General features: G+C 57.6%; 16 protein-coding genes and 1 pseudogene. 3 read left to right on the top strand and 14 right to left on the bottom strand.

The genetic code is table 11. The features are described from left to right. Positions 1 to 32 precede the first annotated feature (32 nt). The 4 genes from DPA2511_RS16310 to DPA2511_RS16295 all read right to left on the bottom strand — a co-directional run bounded on the left by DPA2511_RS16310 (position 33) and on the right by DPA2511_RS16295 (position 4,623). Positions 33 to 1,406: an MFS transporter gene (locus DPA2511_RS16310; RefSeq protein ID WP_015854843.1), complete on the bottom strand. Its 1,374-nt coding sequence runs from the start codon at positions 1,404 to 1,406 to the stop codon at positions 33 to 35. Positions 1,407 to 1,408: 2 nt separating this feature from the next. Continuing rightward, a complete protein-coding gene (gene nrfD, locus DPA2511_RS16305; protein WP_015854842.1) occupies positions 1,409 to 2,365 on the bottom strand; it encodes a cytochrome c nitrite reductase subunit NrfD in 957 nt (318 codons plus the stop codon). Further along, positions 2,358 to 3,068 carry a 4Fe-4S dicluster domain-containing protein gene (locus DPA2511_RS16300; RefSeq protein ID WP_015854841.1) on the bottom strand — a complete coding sequence of 237 codons (711 nt, stop codon included), beginning with the start codon at positions 3,066 to 3,068 and terminating at the stop codon, positions 2,358 to 2,360. The genes nrfD and DPA2511_RS16300 overlap by 8 nt, the downstream gene beginning before the upstream one ends. Before the next feature lie 583 nt (positions 3,069 to 3,651). Further along, positions 3,652 to 4,623 (bottom strand): alpha/beta hydrolase, encoded by a 972-nt coding sequence (locus DPA2511_RS16295; protein WP_015854840.1) that lies wholly within the window; start codon positions 4,621 to 4,623, stop codon positions 3,652 to 3,654. Between the two features lie 247 nt (positions 4,624 to 4,870). On the opposite strand from DPA2511_RS16295, the gene DPA2511_RS16290 reads away from it, so the two are divergent. Next, positions 4,871 to 5,767: a LysR family transcriptional regulator gene (locus tag DPA2511_RS16290; protein ID WP_015854839.1), complete on the top strand. Its 897-nt coding sequence runs from the start codon at positions 4,871 to 4,873 to the stop codon at positions 5,765 to 5,767. A gap of 56 nt (positions 5,768 to 5,823) precedes the next feature. Here the strand turns inward: DPA2511_RS16290 and ydfZ are convergent, their stop codons facing one another. The 8 genes and pseudogenes from ydfZ to DPA2511_RS16250 all read right to left on the bottom strand — a co-directional run bounded on the left by ydfZ (position 5,824) and on the right by DPA2511_RS16250 (position 13,469). Beyond that, positions 5,824 to 6,054: a putative selenium delivery protein YdfZ gene (ydfZ, locus tag DPA2511_RS16285; RefSeq protein ID WP_015854838.1), complete on the bottom strand. Its 231-nt coding sequence runs from the start codon at positions 6,052 to 6,054 to the stop codon at positions 5,824 to 5,826. Positions 6,055 to 6,210: 156 nt separating this feature from the next. Continuing rightward, positions 6,211 to 7,197 (bottom strand): LacI family DNA-binding transcriptional regulator, encoded by a 987-nt coding sequence (locus tag DPA2511_RS16280; RefSeq protein WP_015854837.1) that lies wholly within the window; start codon positions 7,195 to 7,197, stop codon positions 6,211 to 6,213. Further along, positions 7,190 to 7,957, bottom strand: a complete 768-nt coding sequence (locus tag DPA2511_RS16275) for an MBL fold metallo-hydrolase (RefSeq protein WP_015854836.1) — start codon at positions 7,955 to 7,957, stop codon at positions 7,190 to 7,192. The genes DPA2511_RS16280 and DPA2511_RS16275 overlap by 8 nt, the downstream gene beginning before the upstream one ends. Then, the gene (locus DPA2511_RS16270) at positions 7,958 to 9,022 is read right to left on the bottom strand and encodes an ABC transporter ATP-binding protein (protein ID WP_015854835.1); all 1,065 of its coding nucleotides are present in this window, start codon (positions 9,020 to 9,022) and stop codon (positions 7,958 to 7,960) included. It abuts the gene before it with no gap. 9 nt (positions 9,023 to 9,031) lie between these two features. After that, positions 9,032 to 9,973 (bottom strand): carbohydrate ABC transporter permease, encoded by a 942-nt coding sequence (locus tag DPA2511_RS16265; RefSeq protein ID WP_404821631.1) that lies wholly within the window; start codon positions 9,971 to 9,973, stop codon positions 9,032 to 9,034. Continuing rightward, positions 9,856 to 10,729 (bottom strand): annotated as a pseudogene (locus DPA2511_RS22005) (carbohydrate ABC transporter permease). The gene DPA2511_RS16265 and the pseudogene DPA2511_RS22005 overlap by 118 nt, the downstream one beginning before the upstream one ends. A 73-nt stretch (positions 10,730 to 10,802) precedes the next feature. Continuing rightward, positions 10,803 to 12,062, bottom strand: a complete 1,260-nt coding sequence (locus DPA2511_RS16255; RefSeq protein ID WP_015854832.1) for an ABC transporter substrate-binding protein — start codon at positions 12,060 to 12,062, stop codon at positions 10,803 to 10,805. A gap of 204 nt (positions 12,063 to 12,266) precedes the next feature. Continuing rightward, complete coding sequence (locus DPA2511_RS16250; protein WP_015854831.1) at positions 12,267 to 13,469, bottom strand: multidrug efflux MFS transporter; 1,203 nt, start codon at positions 13,467 to 13,469, stop codon at positions 12,267 to 12,269. A gap of 113 nt (positions 13,470 to 13,582) precedes the next feature. Here DPA2511_RS16250 and azuC point away from each other — a divergent pair, with 113 nt between their 5' ends. Continuing rightward, positions 13,583 to 13,834, top strand: a complete 252-nt coding sequence (azuC, locus tag DPA2511_RS24285) for a stress response protein AzuC (protein ID WP_153247110.1) — start codon at positions 13,583 to 13,585, stop codon at positions 13,832 to 13,834. 82 nt (positions 13,835 to 13,916) lie between these two features. Here the strand turns inward: azuC and DPA2511_RS16245 are convergent, their stop codons facing one another. After that, complete coding sequence (locus DPA2511_RS16245) at positions 13,917 to 15,002, bottom strand: tartrate dehydrogenase (protein ID WP_015854830.1); 1,086 nt, start codon at positions 15,000 to 15,002, stop codon at positions 13,917 to 13,919. A gap of 109 nt (positions 15,003 to 15,111) precedes the next feature. Here DPA2511_RS16245 and DPA2511_RS16240 point away from each other — a divergent pair, with 109 nt between their 5' ends. Next, a complete protein-coding gene (locus tag DPA2511_RS16240; RefSeq protein WP_015854829.1) occupies positions 15,112 to 16,026 on the top strand; it encodes a LysR family transcriptional regulator in 915 nt (304 codons plus the stop codon). 19 nt (positions 16,027 to 16,045) lie between these two features. Here the strand turns inward: DPA2511_RS16240 and queF are convergent, their stop codons facing one another. After that, the gene (queF, locus tag DPA2511_RS16235; protein ID WP_015854828.1) at positions 16,046 to 16,888 is read right to left on the bottom strand and encodes an NADPH-dependent 7-cyano-7-deazaguanine reductase QueF; all 843 of its coding nucleotides are present in this window, start codon (positions 16,886 to 16,888) and stop codon (positions 16,046 to 16,048) included. Position 16,889: the final 1 nt, after the last annotated feature.

Raw genomic sequence — 16,889 nt, 5'->3', positions numbered from 1 at the left:
GGACATCATCAACAAACGGGAAAACGCACTGGCTAGGGCGACAACAGCGTTTTCCCTTCTTCGTGGCTGAGGTGGCGAAACAACAGACAACTCAGCGGTAATCCCATGCCAGGCAGCAGCAACAGCAGGCTGAAATGGTTGATATTCAGTACGGGTTCCAGCCGGGAAAACAGGCGTAGCGCCGGAAAGGTCAGCGCCATACTGAGCATGACGGCGATCAACTGGCTGAGAATCATGATGTTGTTGCCGCTGTTGTAGGTATCGTGGTTCAGATGGCTGCAAGCCAGCGTACTTTCCGCCGAGTGCAGCAACGCGGTCAGCACACCGATGCCGACGGCACAGCCGCCAATCATCGGCAGCCAACGCTGCTGGATGGCGATACCGAGGGTCAGAACCAGTAATGAAGCCAGTAATGTGCAGTAAATCAATAGGTTGCGGTATCCCAGCCACCGGATTAGCGGCTCGAACATCAGCTTGGCCGTCAACGCGCCGGCAGAAAACATCAGCATGATGAGCCCGGCGGTGGCAGGCGGCAGGCCCAGCGAGGTCTGGATCACCAGCGACATCACTACCGGCAGCGAGGCCAGCAACAGCCGGGTGAGCACGCCGCCCCAGACGCCGACGTAAAACGAGCGGATGCCGAACAGGGACACCGGCAGCAGGGCTTCGCGCCCCGGCAGATCGCTGCGCAGATAGAACAGGGTGCAAAGAATGCCGGCCAGCCCCAGCAGCGCGATAACCGGCATTGACAACAGGTGTCGCGGCGCCGCCACCAGCAACAGAGTCAGCGTCAGCAGGATGCCGACCAGCGGCAGCAGGCTGCGTATCGCAATCCGGCGTTCGGCGCCGCCGACGTCCGCCGGCAGCGTGCGCCACGCCAGCCACAAACACAGCAGCGCCAGCGGGACAGGGGCGATGAAGATAGCGCGCCACGACAGCCAGTCGGTCAGCAGGCTGCCCAGCAGCGGGCCGGTCAACGTGCCGAACATACCGAGCAGGGTCATGCGGTTGAGAAACGACAACCTGGCATCGGCAGGGGTATATCTCAGCACCTGCGTGCGGATCACCGGCAGCAGCAACGCGCCGCCGGTTCCCTGAATAAAGCGCCCCAGCCCAAGATGGAAGGCGGAGGCGGCGTGAAAGCACAGCAATGCGCCGCCGGTAAAGAGCGTTAACGCAGCCAGACAGGTGCGGCGCTCCCCCAGGTGCTGGCTCAGCCAACTGTTGATGGGCGTAAAAGCCACGACGGTGATGATGTAGGCCAACACGATCGGCTCCATGTGCAGCACCGGCTGATGCAGCGATCGCGCCATTGCCGGCACGGCGACATACAGCATGGTGGTATCCAGCGACTGCATGAAAAATGCAGTGGATGCCAGCCAGAAAAGTGCACGGGAGCCGTTCATGGTCAGGCCACCGTCATCTGCCCGGCGTACAGTACGAACAGGCGCAACAGGAACACGCCCAGCAACGTCAGGCCGGCGGCAATCCGCGGCAGGTGCGGACTACTACGACGTCGTGCCGGCAGGCTGCCCGCCGCCAATGGCGCCAGCATGCCGATGCCGATAATCCCGATCCAGAACACGCCGCCCCAGAAGCCGCTCAGCGCCACCTGCGCCGCTACCGTCTTCTGGCCGCCGCCCAGCAGCAAACCGATGAAGAAAGCGAACAGCAGGAACAGTTCGATCAGCGCGATCGGTTTTTCCAGCGCATGCAGTAGGTGCAACGTTTGCGGGCAGGCGCGGCGGCAACGCGCCGATGTGCCGACCATCATCAGCACCGCGACCCCGGAGGTGACGCCGGAGACCAAAAACAGCACCGGCAACACCGGGTTATTCAGTAGCGGAAAGGATTTCAACGCCGAGAGCAGGAAACCGGTATAACAGCCGAGCAGCAACGCCAGCACCAGCAGCAGATTTTCCACCGGCCGCATGCCGCGGGTCACTCGCGTAATGACGCCGTTCAGCAAACCGTGCAGGGCGCCCGGCAGATGGCGAGCGCTCCAGGCCAGCAGCGGTTGTTGGTACAGACTGGCCAGCCACAGGAACAGCACCAGCATGTACACCTGAAACAGCATCACTCCCAACGACATAATGGAACCGGGGTTATAGAAGACCATCAGGTACCAGAAGGTGACGGGGCGGGCGAGGTGGAATATCAGGATCACCAGCCCGACGACCACCGACAGCGGCGCGATGATCGCCGTGGCGGCAATCAACGGGTTGGCGTGCTGGTTCTCCGCGGGCAGATAGCGACGGAACAGCAGCGTCAGCACCAGCATGCCGGATGAGATCCCCACCAGCAGCAAGTAGACGGCAATCGGCCAGTCCCAGACCAGGGAACTGAAATGGAAGGCGTTATGCATGTTCGGTGTCTCCGTATTTACCGGGGATGCGATACAGGTTCGGGCCAGTGCCCAGATAGACTTTGGAGCGATAGATAGGGTTGCTCTTGATCATCTTTGAGATGTCGCTTTCCGGGTCGTTGAGATCGCCGAATACCAGCGCCTTGGTCGGGCAGATTTCCACGCAGGCCGGTCTTTTTCCGGCGGCCAGATTGGTTTCCCGGCAAAAATTGCATTTGTCGGCGGTGTTCGTGACCGGGTTGATGAAGCGCACATGGTAAGGACAGGCGGCGATGCAATAGCGGCAGCCGACGCAGCGCTTATCATTAACGTCTACAATGCCGGTCAACGCATCCTTAAATGAGGCGCCGGTCGGGCAGACCGAAACGCAGGGCGGGTTATCGCAATGCTGGCAGGATTTGCGGAAAAACTGTTTGATGGGCTTGCTGTTGTCGGTGGCGGGGATATCCACCGTTTGCAGAATTTCCAGCCGGGTGACGCCATCGGGAACCTGATTGGTTTTTTTGCAGGCCGTCACGCAAGCCTTGCAACCGATACAGCGCAATTCATTATGCAACATGCCGTACCTGACGGGGCGCGGGCCGGTCGGGGCTTCGGGTGTCACCGGTGCGGTGGGATCCGCCACGGCCAGGGGGCTGTTGCCGGAAACCATCATCGCACTGCCCATAATGGCAATAAAACGGCGGCGGGTATAATTCTCCATAAAATAACCTTCCAGATAATAATGTAGCTTTAAGCAGTATCTCTGAATATTTGTGCCGTTAATGCGCCACGAATAAAACGCAATCGAAACGAGTTAAAAGCACGTATAACGAATCTGTAGGAGACAGCCAATTATTTTATTGGTGTGAAAATAGCTTGGTTGAAATGTCACATTCTTCCGGAATAAATAATTATTTTAATAGGGTGCGTTAATTGGGTTTATTGGAACATGTGGCGGTGTCGATAATATGTGTTTTAAGTCACATTTAATTTTTTGTAATTCCGGATAAAAATAATTGCAAAAAACGATAATTGTTTTCGATCATATAATGAATGTTTCTGAATAATAAAATGTGACATCTTGGTGTAAATAATCGTGGCGGGTTAACGTCGTTGTTTTGATGCAGCGGCAAGATCACATAAATATTAAAATAATGAGTTATGACTTATCTCAATTTCCCTGCGGGAAAATATAAATAAAAATCGGATTAAGCCGGGAGATGCTGTTTTTTTGTTATCGCAATGATAGCAATCATGACTGTCGGGTTGCGCGCAGATCGACGCAACCCGAAAAAACGTGCCGATTAGTGTTTCAAATGGCGATTCAGAAAGGCGATCGTCGTTTGCATGACTTCCGGTTGCAGCCAGTAAATCCCACCGTGTTCGGCGCCTTTTACCCGATAGTAACTGCTTTCGATCCCTTTCTCGCGCAGCGCCTGATGCAGACGTTCGGTCTGGTGGGGCGACACGACGGTATCGGCGGTGCCGTGCATGATCAGGTATGGCGGCGTCGCTTTACTGATGTAGTTGATGGGGTTGGCCGCCGCGGCCTTTTCCGGGAAGCGGGTGATGGGGCCGCCTTCATTGAAGACCGACGTCCCATTGACCCAGATAGCTTCGGTCGATGAGGCGGAAGCGTGTTTCTGCACCACATTGTCCGGGAAGCCTTCGCCCACCCGCGTCAGGTCTGACAGGCCGTAAAAATCGATGACTGCTTGTACTTCACTGTTCTGATTAAGGTTTTCTCCTTTATCGAACTGTTTGTCACCGTTGGTGGCGCCGGCAAACGCCGACAGGTAGCCGCCGGCGGACGCGCCGAAAACCGCGATGTGGCTGGCGTCGATGCCGAATTTACCGGCGTTGGCGCGCAGAAAACGAATGGCGGATTTCACATCTTCCAGCGGCGCCGGGAACACGACCGTCGGCGCGACGCGATATTCCATGCTGGCGACCACATAACCCGCCTCCGCCAGTTGCACGCGCTGCTGAATGTAGTTGTCTTTGTTGGCATTGATAAAGCCGCCGCCGGTAATGAAGATCACCGCCGGCTGCGGCGCTTTGGCTTCCGGTTGCAGGATGTCCATTTTCAGCGCCACGTTGGCATAACCGCGCATCGGCACCTGAGAGTAGACGACGTCGGAAATCAGCTTGACCACCGGCAGACGCGGGGTAAACGATAACTCGTGGGTATTGTCCGTCGTTTGGGCATAAGCCAGCCCGGTACCGACGGTAAAAACAGAAGACAGTAGTATGGCCTTGAAGGTAGGATGATTCATGCAAGGATCCTTCGTATTATGGTTATTTGGGTAAATGTTATTAACAGTTTCGTTATTTTATTAACCGATGAATTACATTGTCGCTAAAAATAGGTTTATTGTTGAGGAAACTATTTTCCTATGAATTCATCGCCAATGAAGTGTTATGTTTATCATGGGGAAAAAGAATACAAATGTGCTTAAACTCACAACAGAATTTTTGCTTTTTAATATAATTACTATTCATTAATGCTATAAATAAATATCTATGATAAGTATAAAACGTATTCTTTATTATCATGAGCTGGTGAGACATGGGAGTTTCACCCGAGCGGCTCAATCTCTCAATATCTCTCAGGCGTTCCTTTCGCAGGAAATATCCAGGCTTGAACAGGAGTTGAATAATAAACTGATTAATCGCACGACCCGACAATTCTCCCTGACGGCCTTTGGCGAAGCCTTTGATGAAAAAATCAACCCGCTCATCAGGGAGTATTATGAGGTTGAACAATTCGCGCAGTCGTATGAGGAAAGCTCCGATGGCACGCTGTTGGTGGGCGTGATCCCGGTGTTCAATCGCCTGAAATATTACGATCTGCTGACCCAGTTCCAGCGTCATTACCCCAATATCGAGCTTGCCTTTATCGATGGTGTTAGCAGTGATCTGCTGGAAAAGGTACGCACATCGGAAATTCATGTTTCGCTTTCCACCCCGTTTGAAGAATATCTCCAGGATCCGCTGTTTAATCATTCCGTCTTTCTGGAAGACGATTTGGTGGTCGTGATGGCGAGCGGGCATCCATTGGCGGCGAACCCGGTGTTGTCTCTCAGTCAACTAGCGGCGGAACGGCCGATGGTACCGCAGAAGGGGACGGGGGAGTATGCAGTCGTCTCGTCGGTGTTCGCCCGCGAAGGGTTTGGGAATACCTGTTACCGGGAGTGCAGTAACCTCGATATCATCATGGATCAGGTGATGCACCATGCCTGCGTGGTGTTTCTCTGCGCTTCCGTCGCATCGAGCCTGAAAGGTCATGACATTGAAATCCGGCCGGTGAGCGTGCCGATTAAGCGTACTTTTGCCGTCAGCTATTTGAAGCGCAGCGCCGGCATCCCGATGGTGCGGCGTTTTCTGGAGTTTATGGAGCAGCACTCTCCGACGAAGTAGTCATCGGGCGACGGATTCTCGCCCGATGGCAGGGAGAAAGATGAAATCAGGCGGGGTCACGCATGGCTGCGAGGCTCGTCCTGGTTACGCCCCAGCCGCATCAGTTCTTCCGGCGCAAAGTAGCCCTCAACGCCTTTCAGTTCGACGCATTTCGTCAGACGCACCTGATCGCGCGTGAGGTTGTCGGCGTGGATGGCCGCAATAGTGCCCACCCGCCGTGAACCGTTCTGCATGACCTGGCAGCCGGCATCGAGTGGATTTCTGTACCTGTCATACGCTGTGTACATCGTAAGCCTCCTTCGTTTGACCACAAAAATCACCCCTGATCCTACTGCGGCTATTCCATCGGTACCAAAGCCAACGGCTGTTTTATGCCAATTTTCTCTATCCAGGCCGCTGCTGGTAACGTCGTGAAGTAAAAACCGCCCGGTGGCTACACATCGTTAACGAACGATCAGCGTCGGTGTCATCCGTACTGTTGTTCCGGTGGGTGAGTTGCCGTCCAGCACCTGTTTTAGATGGTGGATGGTTTGTGCGACCAACTGTTCCACCGGTTGACGTACCGTGGTCAGGCGATAGCCTTCCCATGCCGCCTGCGGGGTATCGTCGCATCCCACCACTTGGCACACCTGGCCGCCATTCAGACGTAGGGCATCCAGCGCGCCGAAGGCCAGCGCGTCGCAAGCGCAAAACACGCCCTCGATGTCCGGGTGTTCGCGCAGCAACCGGCTCATCGCCTGATAACCGCTGTGGTAGGCATAGTCACGGTTTTCCATCACCACCGGCGCCGACAGCCCACGCTGAATCAGGCCGGAGCGAAAGCCCGCCAGCCGCTCCAGCGACGCCTGTCCGTCTTGCCGGCCACCGATGTAGGCCAACTGCGTCAATCCCTGCGTACCTAAATACTCCGCCGCCAGTTCGCCCGCCATACGGTTGTCGGACAACACCGCCGTGACGGTCTCCCGTTTATCTTCCCGGCCCATCAGCACCATCGGCAACGCCAGTTCCAGACAACGTTCGGTGGCCTCCTGCGACAGGCTGCCCGCCGAAATAATGGCGGCCTCCACCTGCCACGACAGCGCCTGCTGCAACCGGGCGCGGATATCGCATTGTTCGGTGACATGCACCAGCATCGGCACCCGCCCCTGTTGTTGCAGCGCCTGCGTCAACAGGCCGAACATCCAGGGCTGGAATGGGTTATCGAATTCACCCATCACCACCGCCACGATGCCGGAGCCTTGACGGCCGGAATTGACCAACGCCCGTGCGAGCTGATTAGGCCGGTAGCCCAAGGCATCGGCCGCCGCCAGCACCCGCGCACGGGTTGATGCGCTGACTTTACCCGGCGCGGAGTAGGTGCGGGAGACGGCGGATGTCGACACCCCGGCGTATTGGGCGACGTCAATCGACGTGATGCGCTTTCTATTCATGCCAGTTTCCCGGTTGGCGGTGCCACTGCCCGACAAGGCAGTACGCGCGATCGCCCTGTTCCGCCAGGAAAACGTCAGGTGCTGTCGCGATTGCCGGTTTGAACGCGGCGCGTTGCGACTGTTCGATGTGGTACAACCCCAGCAACGCGCCCGCTTTACGCGACAAGGTTTGCGTCAGCGGCCAATTGCCGTGGTACGGGTTGGGATCCTCCGACAGCGAAAAACACTCCACCAGCGCCAGGTCTGCCTGCGCCATCAGCGCCGCGGCTTCAGGCGTCAACTGTCCGTCTCCGCTATAGAACAGGCTGCCCTGGCGTCCCCGCAACCATAACGCGCGGTTGGGAACCGAATGCCGGGTTGCGGCGGTTCGGCATTGCCATGGGCCGAGCTGCGTCAGCGTTTCACTCTCCAGCCAGTCGATCGGGAACAGCGGTTTGGCCGTTGGCCAGAAGGCGAAATCCGCCAACTGTTGTAGCTGAGGCCGTTGCCGACGCGGCGCGATAATACGTAGCGGCGCGGTACGACCGCAAGACTCGCACCAGTTGAGCCAGGTCGTCAGGCCGAGTGCGTGGTCGGGATGGCAGTGGGTAAAATAGACGGCGTCGATGTCATCAGCGGTTAAGCGCCGTTGCCACAGCGCCGGCGGTACCGTGGGGCCGCAGTCGATCAGCAGGCTAAAGCCCGCTTCCGTCACGCGAATCGCCGCATTGACCCGGCGGCGGTCGTAGGCTTCGCCACTGCCCAGAATATCCAGCTCCATTTAGTGCTCCTGCGTCTGACGGTGAGGGGTGGGGACATCGGGCAGACGCATCCCCTCGGCATCGAACCAATGACAACGCTCAGGCGCGACCTGTAACGCCAGTTGGCTGCCGGTATGCGCGGGTTGACGGCTTTCCACCACCGCCGTCACGCCCGGCTGATGAATAAAATGACCATGCAGGTGATACAGCGCGCCGAGGTTTTCCACCAGATCGACCTGAAAGACGCCTCCGCCCGGTTTGATTTCGAACGCATCCGGCCTTACGCCGAGCGTGGCGGCGCGGGGATCCCGTGCAATGTGCTGTAACCACGGCAACGCCGGTTGTTGCGGCGATAGCGGGAAGATGTTCATTTCCGGCGTACCGATGAACCCCGCCACAAAGGTATTGGCGGGCTGGTGGTACAGCGCTTCCGGCGTACCGACCTGGGCTATCCGGCCGTCGCGCAACACCACGATGCGATCAGCCAGCGTCATGGCTTCCACCTGATCGTGGGTGACGTAAATCATGGTCGCCTCCAGTTGCTGGTGCAGCGCCTTGATTTGCACACGGGTGTGGGTACGCAGTTTGGCATCCAGATTAGACAGCGGTTCATCAAACAGGAACAGGCGCGGTTGACGCACGATGGCGCGGCCGATAGCCACGCGCTGACGCTGTCCGCCGGATAAGGCTGCCGGTTTGCGTTGCAGCAATGGCGTGAGTTGCAGCATCTCGGCCACCTGGCGCACCTTTTCGTCGATGCTCTGACGCGGCATGCCCGCCATCTTGAGGGCGAAGCCCATGTTGTCCGCCACGGTCATATGTGGATAAAGCGCGTAGGACTGGAACACCATCGCCATTTCTCGGGCGCCCGGCGGCTGGCGGGAAATATCCCGGCCATCCAGCAGAATCTGGCCGCTGTCCTGTTGCTCCAGCCCGGCGATGGTGCGCAGCAACGTGGATTTTCCACAACCCGACGGGCCGACGAAGACCACCAGTTCGCCGGGGCGAATATGCAGATCGATGCCATGCAGTACCGGCTGCTTGCCAAACTGTTTGGCGATCTGATTCAGGCGTAATTCACTCATTGGCGAGTCCTATTTCTGGCCGGCGGCAAAGCCGCGCAGCAAATAACGTTGAATGTATCCCGCCACCAGCAGCACCGGCAGCGACGACAGCAGCCCGATCCCCATCAGCTCGCCCCAGTAGGTCTGGTTTTCGGTCATAAAGTTGGCGATGAACAGCGGCAGCGTGAACTGCTGCGGGGTTTGCAGATACAGCAGGGCGAACAGGAATTCGTTCCAGGCGACGATCAGCGTAAAGATCGCCGTCGCCACCAGGCCGGGAGCGCAGACCGGCAGCACGACATAACGCAGGCGTTGCCACAGGCGAGCGCCGTCCATCGCCGCCGCCTCTTCCAGCGCGAGCGGCATATCGCGCACAAAACTCAGCAACATCCAGATGCAGAACGGCAGGGTATAGACCTGATACGCCAGCATCAGCCCGGCCAGGCTGTTGAGCAGATGCAGCGCTTTGAGCAACGAGTAAAGCGGGATGGCCACCACCATCGGCGGCATCATCTTGACCAGCAACACCAGCAGCAGGAAAAAAACGTCCAGCCGGGCGGGAAAGCGGTGGCGCGCCAGCGTATAGGCGGCGAGAAAGCCCGTTAACAGCGATAGCGCCGTTGCACCGGCGGCCACCAGCAATGTATTGCGCAGCCGGGCTAAGGCGCCGTTCGCCAACAGGTTGCGCAGGGCGTCGAGCGTCCACTGCTGCGGCCAGAACGGGCTCGCCAGGCTGGAGAATTCAGCGCCGGATTTGAAGGCGGCGGCCAGCATCCACAGAATCGGCAGCGTAAAAAACAACAATGCTAGAGCGAGTGCGGCGGCGCGCAGCCAGGACAACCAGAGCGGCAGTTTCATGCGGCTTTCTCCTTGCTGAGCAGTTGCCAGGCGTAGATCAGGCTCATGGCGCCCGCCACCAGCAGCATGACCACCGCGCCGGCGCTGGCGAGCCCAAGATTGAAGAATTTGAATCCCTGCTGGTAGATGTAGAGCGACAAGGTTTCGGTGGCGTAGCCGGGGCCGCCGCCGGTCAGGGCATAGACCTTGTCGAACAGTTTGAAGGTGTCGATGGAGCGTAAAAGCAGCGCCAACATGATCGGCTGGCGGATCAACGGCAAATGTGACGTACCACAGGCGCTTCCAGCCATTGGCGCCGTCGCTTTGCGCCGCTTCCAGCACCTCTTTGGGGATCGCCTGCAGGCCGGCAAGAATGATCAGCGCGGCCATCGGCGTCCACTGCCAGATATCCACCAGCATCAAGGACGGCAGCGCCAGCCGCGGGCTGGAGAGCCATTGTTGCGGCATCAATCCCAATGCGGTCAGGCAGTTGTTGAGCAGGCCGAAGTCGTAATGAAACCAGACGCGCCAGATGGCCGAGCACACCAGCGTGGAGATCATCATCGGGTAGATCAACAGGCTCAGCACCCATTGACGACCGGGGAAATGGCGATACAGCAGTAGCGCCAGCAGTACGCCAAGCAATACCTGTAATAGCGAACTGCCGAGCGAGAACAACAACGTGTTTTTCAGGCTGGTGGTGAAAAACCAGTCGGCGAACAACTGGCGGTAGTTGTCCAGACCGATCCAGACATGGCTGCCGGCGGCGTAGTTCACCTGGTTGAAGGAGTAAAACAGCATCTGACCGATAGGGTAGAGGGTCAGCAGAAGCAACAGCGCGGCGGCGGGCATCAGCAGCAGCCAGCGTTGCCAGCGGGCGTCGAAATGCATGGGAATTCCTTGAGCGGGCGGGAGGCAACCCGCCCGGCAGCGGTGATTTCAGTGCGGGTTATGCCAGCGTCTATTATTTCAATACCTGAGCGATCTTCTGGTTGGCCTGCTGCAACGCCATTTGCGCGGGCATTTGATCCATCAGCGCCAGTTGCAGATAGTCGCCGAGGATGCTTTCCACTTCCTGCCAGTTGCGGATGCGCGGACGTGCCTTGCCTGCTTCCAGCGCGGCCAGTTGCGCCGGGTACCAGCGGTACTTCTGCACCACCTGTGCATCCTGATAGACGCTGCGGCGCGTCGGCGGCAGGCCCAACTCCAGCGCCAGCGCTTTCTGGTTTTCGGCGCTGGTGAGGTAGCTCAGGAATTGTTGCGCCAGTTCGCTATGCGGGCTGTTTTTGGCGATAGCCATCTGCCAGATGCCGAGCATCGGCGATGGGCCGACGGCCTGGCCGGGCGCGGGTTGCAACGTCATCTTGCCGACGACGTTGGATTTGGTGGCGTCATCCAGCGTGGCGGCCCAGGCCGGCCAAACCTCGATAGCCATCGCCGCTTTGCCCTGTTCCATCGCCTGGCGGACATCGGCGGCGTTGTAGACATCGACACCGGTCGGCGCGAATGCCTTCAACGCTTTCAGGGTATTGAGCGCCTGTAGCGCCTGCGGAGTATCCAGGGTCGCCTTGCCGTCTTTTATCACGTCGCCGCCATAGGCCCACAGCATCGGCATGAAGCCGGAGACGACCGGGTTGCCCTTCATGCCGCGAAAGACCACGCCGGCAATGCCGGGTTCATGTTGTTGCAGCGTTTTGGCGTCGTTCAGCACCGCATCCCAACTGGCGGGCGCTTTAAGTTGGTGCTTGTCGAACAGATCCTGACGGTAGGCAAACATCGCCACGTTGCCGACCACCGGCAGGCTGTAAGCCGGGCCGCCGTTTTCCGGCACGCGGGAGACGTTCAACACCGCCGGGATGAAGTCCTTGTTTTGCAGGCTTTCCGGCAGCGGTTGCAGCCAGCCGTTGCCGGCAAATTCCGGGCTCCAACTGTCGTCCATCAGCATTAAGTCGTAGGCGGAAGCGTTCTCCCGCAGGGAAATCACCAGTTTTTCATACAGATTGGCGTAGGGCAGTTTCAACAGCTCGATCTGTTTATCGGGATGCTGGCGCTGAAAGCGGGCAAGCGTGCTGTCGAGCGCTTTGCCGTAGATGTCATCGCGTCCGGCGATAACCAGATCCGCCGCCTGGGTTGCCAGGCTGCATACCAAACCGGTGGCGAGCAGCAGGCGGGAAAGGGTTCTCTTGGTGAAAATATTCTTTGTTAGTGAGCTTTTGCCAAACATGGTGTGCGCCTTTTATCGGGAGTGCATACGTTTGCACAGGCGACATCTTTGGCGACGGTGATGACAGAAACATGAAAGGCGGATGAATAATCCGAGACGAAACCAGTAGCAACCACCGATAAGAGCCTGGCGCGACGGCACCGCTACCGTTGCGCCAACCAACAGGCTGGCGGGCCGGGCGTTGCTTCTGCTAACCGGCCCGGACTATGTCGTCGGCGTTTTTTTCGGCAGCTTGGCGAAGCTGGTCATCAGCTGGATGGCGTTGATCAGCACCAGCAATGCCGTCACCAGGAATACCCAGCGATAGCCCAGCGTGGCGGAAATGCCGGAGCCGAGCAGCGGGCCAAACACGTTGCCAAGATACATGCAGGACTGGTTGTAACCGAATACGCGCCCCGTTACCTGCTGGCTGCTGTATTTCACCAGCAAGGCTTGTACCGCAGGCATCAGTGCGCCATCGGCAAACCCGAGTGCGAAACGCAGCACGCCAAGTTGAACCGAACTCTGTACGGCGGACATCAGGAAGAACAACAGCGCGCACAGGAACAGCGCCACGATCAGCACCCGCTGTGAACCGATACGATCCCCCAGCCTGCCGAGGCGCGGCGCGGAAAGTAGCGCCGAGATACCGGGCACCGCCGCAATGATGCCGCTGATAAAGGCGATGTTGTTGGTATCCGGCGTGATCTCGCGGACGAACAGCGCCAGAATCGGGTTGATGGATCCATTGGCCGCCTGGATCATCAGGGTTGTCAGGCACAGGCTGATGATAATGAAAGGATAAGGCAGCGCCGCCATGACTTCTTTGCCGCTTAACTGATCTTTTTTGCTGGTGGGCAGTATGTTTTCCTTGATGGCGAAGCGGGTGACAAGAAAGCAGGCGAACAACATGCCGGAAGTGATAAAGAAGACCATGCGCAGACCGATGTGATCCGCCAGAAATCCTCCCAGTAACGGTCCGAGCAGCACGCCTGCCACCTGCCCGGTGGAAAGCGTTCCCAGCGCCCAGCCGCTGCGGCTTCTCGGCACCTGCGAGGCGATCAACGCCATCGCGTTGGGGATATAACCGGACGTCAGCCCCATGAGCGCGCGCAGTAAAAACAGCTGCCAGACGTTGGTGGCCAGGCCTTGCAGCGCCATGATCAACGACATGCCCAGTGCGGCGCGCAGCAGCATCAGCTTGCGCCCTTTGCGATCCGCCAGTTTGCCCCATATCGGCGCGACCAGTGCGGAAACCATAAAGGCGGAACTGAAAATGAGCCCAGACCAGAGATTCAGCGCGGCGTGATCCTGTACGCCCAGATGTTCGATATACAGCGGCAGGAACGGCAAGATCTGACTCATACCCATCCCAGTGAGAAAGCATCCCAGCCAGGCAGAGTAGAGGTTGAGTTTCCAGGTTTCCATAGAGCAGGTAGTTGTTTAGTCAGCTAAGTATTAGTCACCCCTCAGTATGGCTGTTTTTGTTCGGGGCGAGAAATAATTTTATATATCAAAGCATAACTGGATTCTGATTCTTCATGCTTTTTCGGTTGGCGACGTTAGCGCATCCCCTCGTCCCTCCAAGAAACAGGTTCTGGCGCAGATGCGATTATTTTGTGATTTGGGTCACAAAAAGGTTGTGCTGCGATTCAACAAAACGTACAATCTTTTACCAGATGTTTTACATTTCCCACACAGTCAAGGTGAACACCGTGCGTAAGTTACTGAAAAAAATCTTCCGTGCTTATATCAATGCATATAAAGACATCCCGCCGGGAGCCATGCATTAATTGCTTCAGCGGAAGAGATTGCTGAAAAGAAGAAAAGGCCGCCAGTGATACTGCGGCCTTTTTTGTTGTTTCTTGATAACCCTCAACGAGTCAGCGCAGCGGCAACCGCTTTACCCAGCGACTCGGTATTGCCTTTCCCTCCCAGATCCCGCGTGAGCGGCGCATGTTCCGGCCCGTTGGCCAGCACGGTTTCAATGGCTCTGAGTACGGCGGCACCGGCGTCGTCATGGCCGAGGTGCTCCAGCATCATGGCGCCGCACCAGATCTGGCCGATCGGGTTGGCGATGCCTTTCCCGGCGATATCCGGCGCGGAGCCGTGTACCGGTTCGAACAGGCTGGGGAAGGTGCGATCGGGGTTGATATTGGCGGACGGCGCGATGCCGATGGTGCCGGTACAGGCCGGGCCGAGATCGGAAAGAATGTCGCCGAACAGGTTGCTGGCGACGACCACGTCAAACCAATCAGGGTGCAGCACAAAATTGGCGGTCAGGATATCGATGTGATACTTGTCGACTTTTACCGCCGGGTATTGTTTGCCCATTTCTGCGACGCGGCTGTCCCAATAAGGCATGGTAATGGCGATGCCGTTGGATTTGGTTGCTGACGTTAAGTGTTTCTTCGGACGTCGCATCGCCAGGTCGTAAGCAAATTTCAGGATCCGGTCGACGCCGACCCGGGTCATGACCGTTTCCTGAATCACAACTTCCCGGTCGGTACCCGCAAACATGGTGCCGCCTACGCTGGAGTATTCCCCCTCGGTGTTTTCCCGCACGATGTAAAAATCGATATCGCCGGGTTGGCGTCCGGCCAGCGGCGCTTTGACGCCGGGCATCAGGCGGCAGGGGCGCAGGTTGACGTATTGATCGAACTCGCGGCGGAACAGCAGCAGCGATTGCCATAGTGAGATGTGATCCGGCACGACTTCCGGCCAGCCCACCGCGCCGAAGTAGAGGGCGTCAAAGCCTTTCAGCAGGGAAAACCAGTTGTCCGGCATCATTTTTCCGTGCTTGAGGTAATAGTCGGCGCTGGCGAAATCGAACCACTCCCACTGGAGGTCAAAGCCAAACAGGTCGGCGGCCCGGTTCATGACGCGCACGCCTTCCGGCATCACTTCCTTACCAATTCCGTCGCCGGGAATAACCGCAATTCTGTACGTCGATTGAGACATGGTAGTTCCTTGTCGGGTTGCACTGGGTTAATCGAGAGTGTATTTACTCTATTCCTTGTGAACAATTTGGCTTTTCGTTAATCCATTATTGAATAAAAGAGAATAATCGATGAGCGCAACCGACGACTTGCTGTTTTTCAGCCGTATCGCCGCATTGGGCAGCCTGACCGCTGTTGCGCGCGAACAGGGGCTTTCGCTGCCGGCAGTGAGCAAACGCCTGACCCAGTTGGAACAACGGTTGGGCGTGCAGTTGATCCGGCGTACCACCCGACGGTTGGATCTGACGTCGGAAGGTCAGTTATATGCGGCAGGCGCGTTGCCCATCCTGAATGAGATTGAGGCGCTGGAAGGTGTGGTGCGGCGCAACCAGTTGGCACTGCGCGGTCGGCTAACGATCAATGCATCCTTTGGATTCGGCCGACGCTATATTGCCCCGTTGATCTCCTCCTTTTCGTTGCAACATCCTGATCTGGATATCCAGCTACAACTGACCAGCCAGCCGCTCAATATGCCGGACAGCGCCGTGGATATTGATATCCGGTTCGGCGAGCCGCCGGATTCACGGCTGGTGGCCCACCGTTTGATGAAAAATCCGCGGGTACTCTGCGCGGCGCCGGCCTATTTGGCGCGGGCGGGCATTCCCCTCAATGTGACGGATCTGGCCAATCATAACTGCCTGATATTGAGACAATATGAGAGCGATTATGGTCTGTGGCGGTTTTATCGCGATGGTCAGGAATATACCCACCGGGCGTTCGGCAATCTTTCCAGCAACGATGGTGAGGTGATCATGCGCTATGCGCGAGATGGGCACGGCATTATTCTGCGTTCCCACTGGGATGTCAGCCCCTGGCTGGCGCGAGGGGAACTGGTCGGGTTATTGACGGAATATACGATCCCCGGTGCAGATGTGTATGCGGTTTATCAACATCGTCGTCATGTTCCGGCGCGTATTACCGCGTTTATCGGCTGGCTCAAAACGCACTTGCCCGTCATCAGCGCTGAACCTGGCGCTGATGACTGAATGGATTCGGATGACTGGATTACTGACGCACCAGCCGGCCCACGGCGGCCGTGGTTTCGAAATCACTGCGGAACGGATTGATATCCAACCCGCCGCGGCGGGTATAACGGGCGAAAACGGAGAGTTTTTCCGGCTGGCAGTAACATTTGATGTCGCTGAAGATGCGCTCGACGCACTGCTCGTGGAACTCGTTGTGCTGGCGGAACGAGATGAGATAACGCAACAGCGCTTCACGATCGATCTGACGCCCTTCGTAGCGGATCAGCACGCTGCCCCAGTCCGGCTGGTGAGTCACCAGACAGTTTGATTTCAGCAGGTTTGAACACAACGTTTCCGCGACAAGCGGCGCCTTTTCGGCAATGGCATGTTGCAGGTAGTCCGGGTTGAAATCGTAGTTGTTAACGTCGATATCCAACTCGTCGATGTTGATGCCGGGCAGGGCATCGGTTCCAGCGGGGTAGCCTGCCAGGCCGGGATAGAGCGTAACGCCGACATCACCGTTAGCGGCGGCGGACAGATCCTTGATCAGTGTGGCGTGCACTTCACCTGCATCACGAAACCGGGTCTGGTTGAAGCTGTTCAGATACAGCTTGAAGGATTTGGATTCAATCAGGTTCTCGGAACTGGCGGGAATGGTGAACTCGGCGATGCCCACCAGCGGTTTGCCTTTGTGATTCAGCCAGGACAGTTCAAAACCGGTCCAGAGATCATAGCCGGAAAACGGCAGCGACGCGCCGTCGACCCCGATCAGATCGCGCCCGCGGGAACGGGGCAGCGCCTCCAACAGTTCCGGCGCGTAGTGATCCGGGTAGCTGGAGCGGACGCCTAAATGGGTAATGTGGTCGTTTTCGGTAATGTGCATA

This window comes from Musicola paradisiaca NCPPB 2511, assembly GCF_000400505.1.
Lineage (GTDB): Bacteria > Pseudomonadota > Gammaproteobacteria > Enterobacterales > Enterobacteriaceae > Musicola > Musicola paradisiaca.
The sequence above is the reverse complement of the archived record's forward strand: the minus strand, read 5'-3'. Positions and strand labels throughout refer to the sequence as shown.

Bases quoted from the DNA above. Each gene is read 5' to 3' on its own strand.
- DPA2511_RS16310 (WP_015854843.1), bottom strand. From the start codon at position 1,406: ATGAACGGCTCCCGTGCACTTTTCTGGCTGGCATCCACTGCATTTTTC.
- nrfD (WP_015854842.1), bottom strand. From the start codon at position 2,365: ATGCATAACGCCTTCCATTTCAGTTCCCTGGTCTGGGACTGGCCGATT.
- DPA2511_RS16300 (WP_015854841.1), bottom strand. From the start codon at position 3,068: ATGGAGAATTATACCCGCCGCCGTTTTATTGCCATTATGGGCAGTGCG.
- DPA2511_RS16295 (WP_015854840.1), bottom strand. From the start codon at position 4,623: ATGAATCATCCTACCTTCAAGGCCATACTACTGTCTTCTGTTTTTACC.
- DPA2511_RS16290 (WP_015854839.1), top strand. From the start codon at position 4,871: ATGATAAGTATAAAACGTATTCTTTATTATCATGAGCTGGTGAGACAT.
- ydfZ (WP_015854838.1), bottom strand. From the start codon at position 6,054: ATGTACACAGCGTATGACAGGTACAGAAATCCACTCGATGCCGGCTGC.
- DPA2511_RS16280 (WP_015854837.1), bottom strand. From the start codon at position 7,197: ATGAATAGAAAGCGCATCACGTCGATTGACGTCGCCCAATACGCCGGG.
- DPA2511_RS16275 (WP_015854836.1), bottom strand. From the start codon at position 7,957: ATGGAGCTGGATATTCTGGGCAGTGGCGAAGCCTACGACCGCCGCCGG.
- DPA2511_RS16270 (WP_015854835.1), bottom strand. From the start codon at position 9,022: ATGAGTGAATTACGCCTGAATCAGATCGCCAAACAGTTTGGCAAGCAG.
- DPA2511_RS16255 (WP_015854832.1), bottom strand. From the start codon at position 12,062: ATGTTTGGCAAAAGCTCACTAACAAAGAATATTTTCACCAAGAGAACC.
- DPA2511_RS16250 (WP_015854831.1), bottom strand. From the start codon at position 13,469: ATGGAAACCTGGAAACTCAACCTCTACTCTGCCTGGCTGGGATGCTTT.
- azuC (WP_153247110.1), top strand. From the start codon at position 13,583: ATGCTTTTTCGGTTGGCGACGTTAGCGCATCCCCTCGTCCCTCCAAGA.
- DPA2511_RS16245 (WP_015854830.1), bottom strand. From the start codon at position 15,002: ATGTCTCAATCGACGTACAGAATTGCGGTTATTCCCGGCGACGGAATT.
- DPA2511_RS16240 (WP_015854829.1), top strand. From the start codon at position 15,112: ATGAGCGCAACCGACGACTTGCTGTTTTTCAGCCGTATCGCCGCATTG.
- queF (WP_015854828.1), bottom strand. From the start codon at position 16,888: ATGCACATTACCGAAAACGACCACATTACCCATTTAGGCGTCCGCTCC.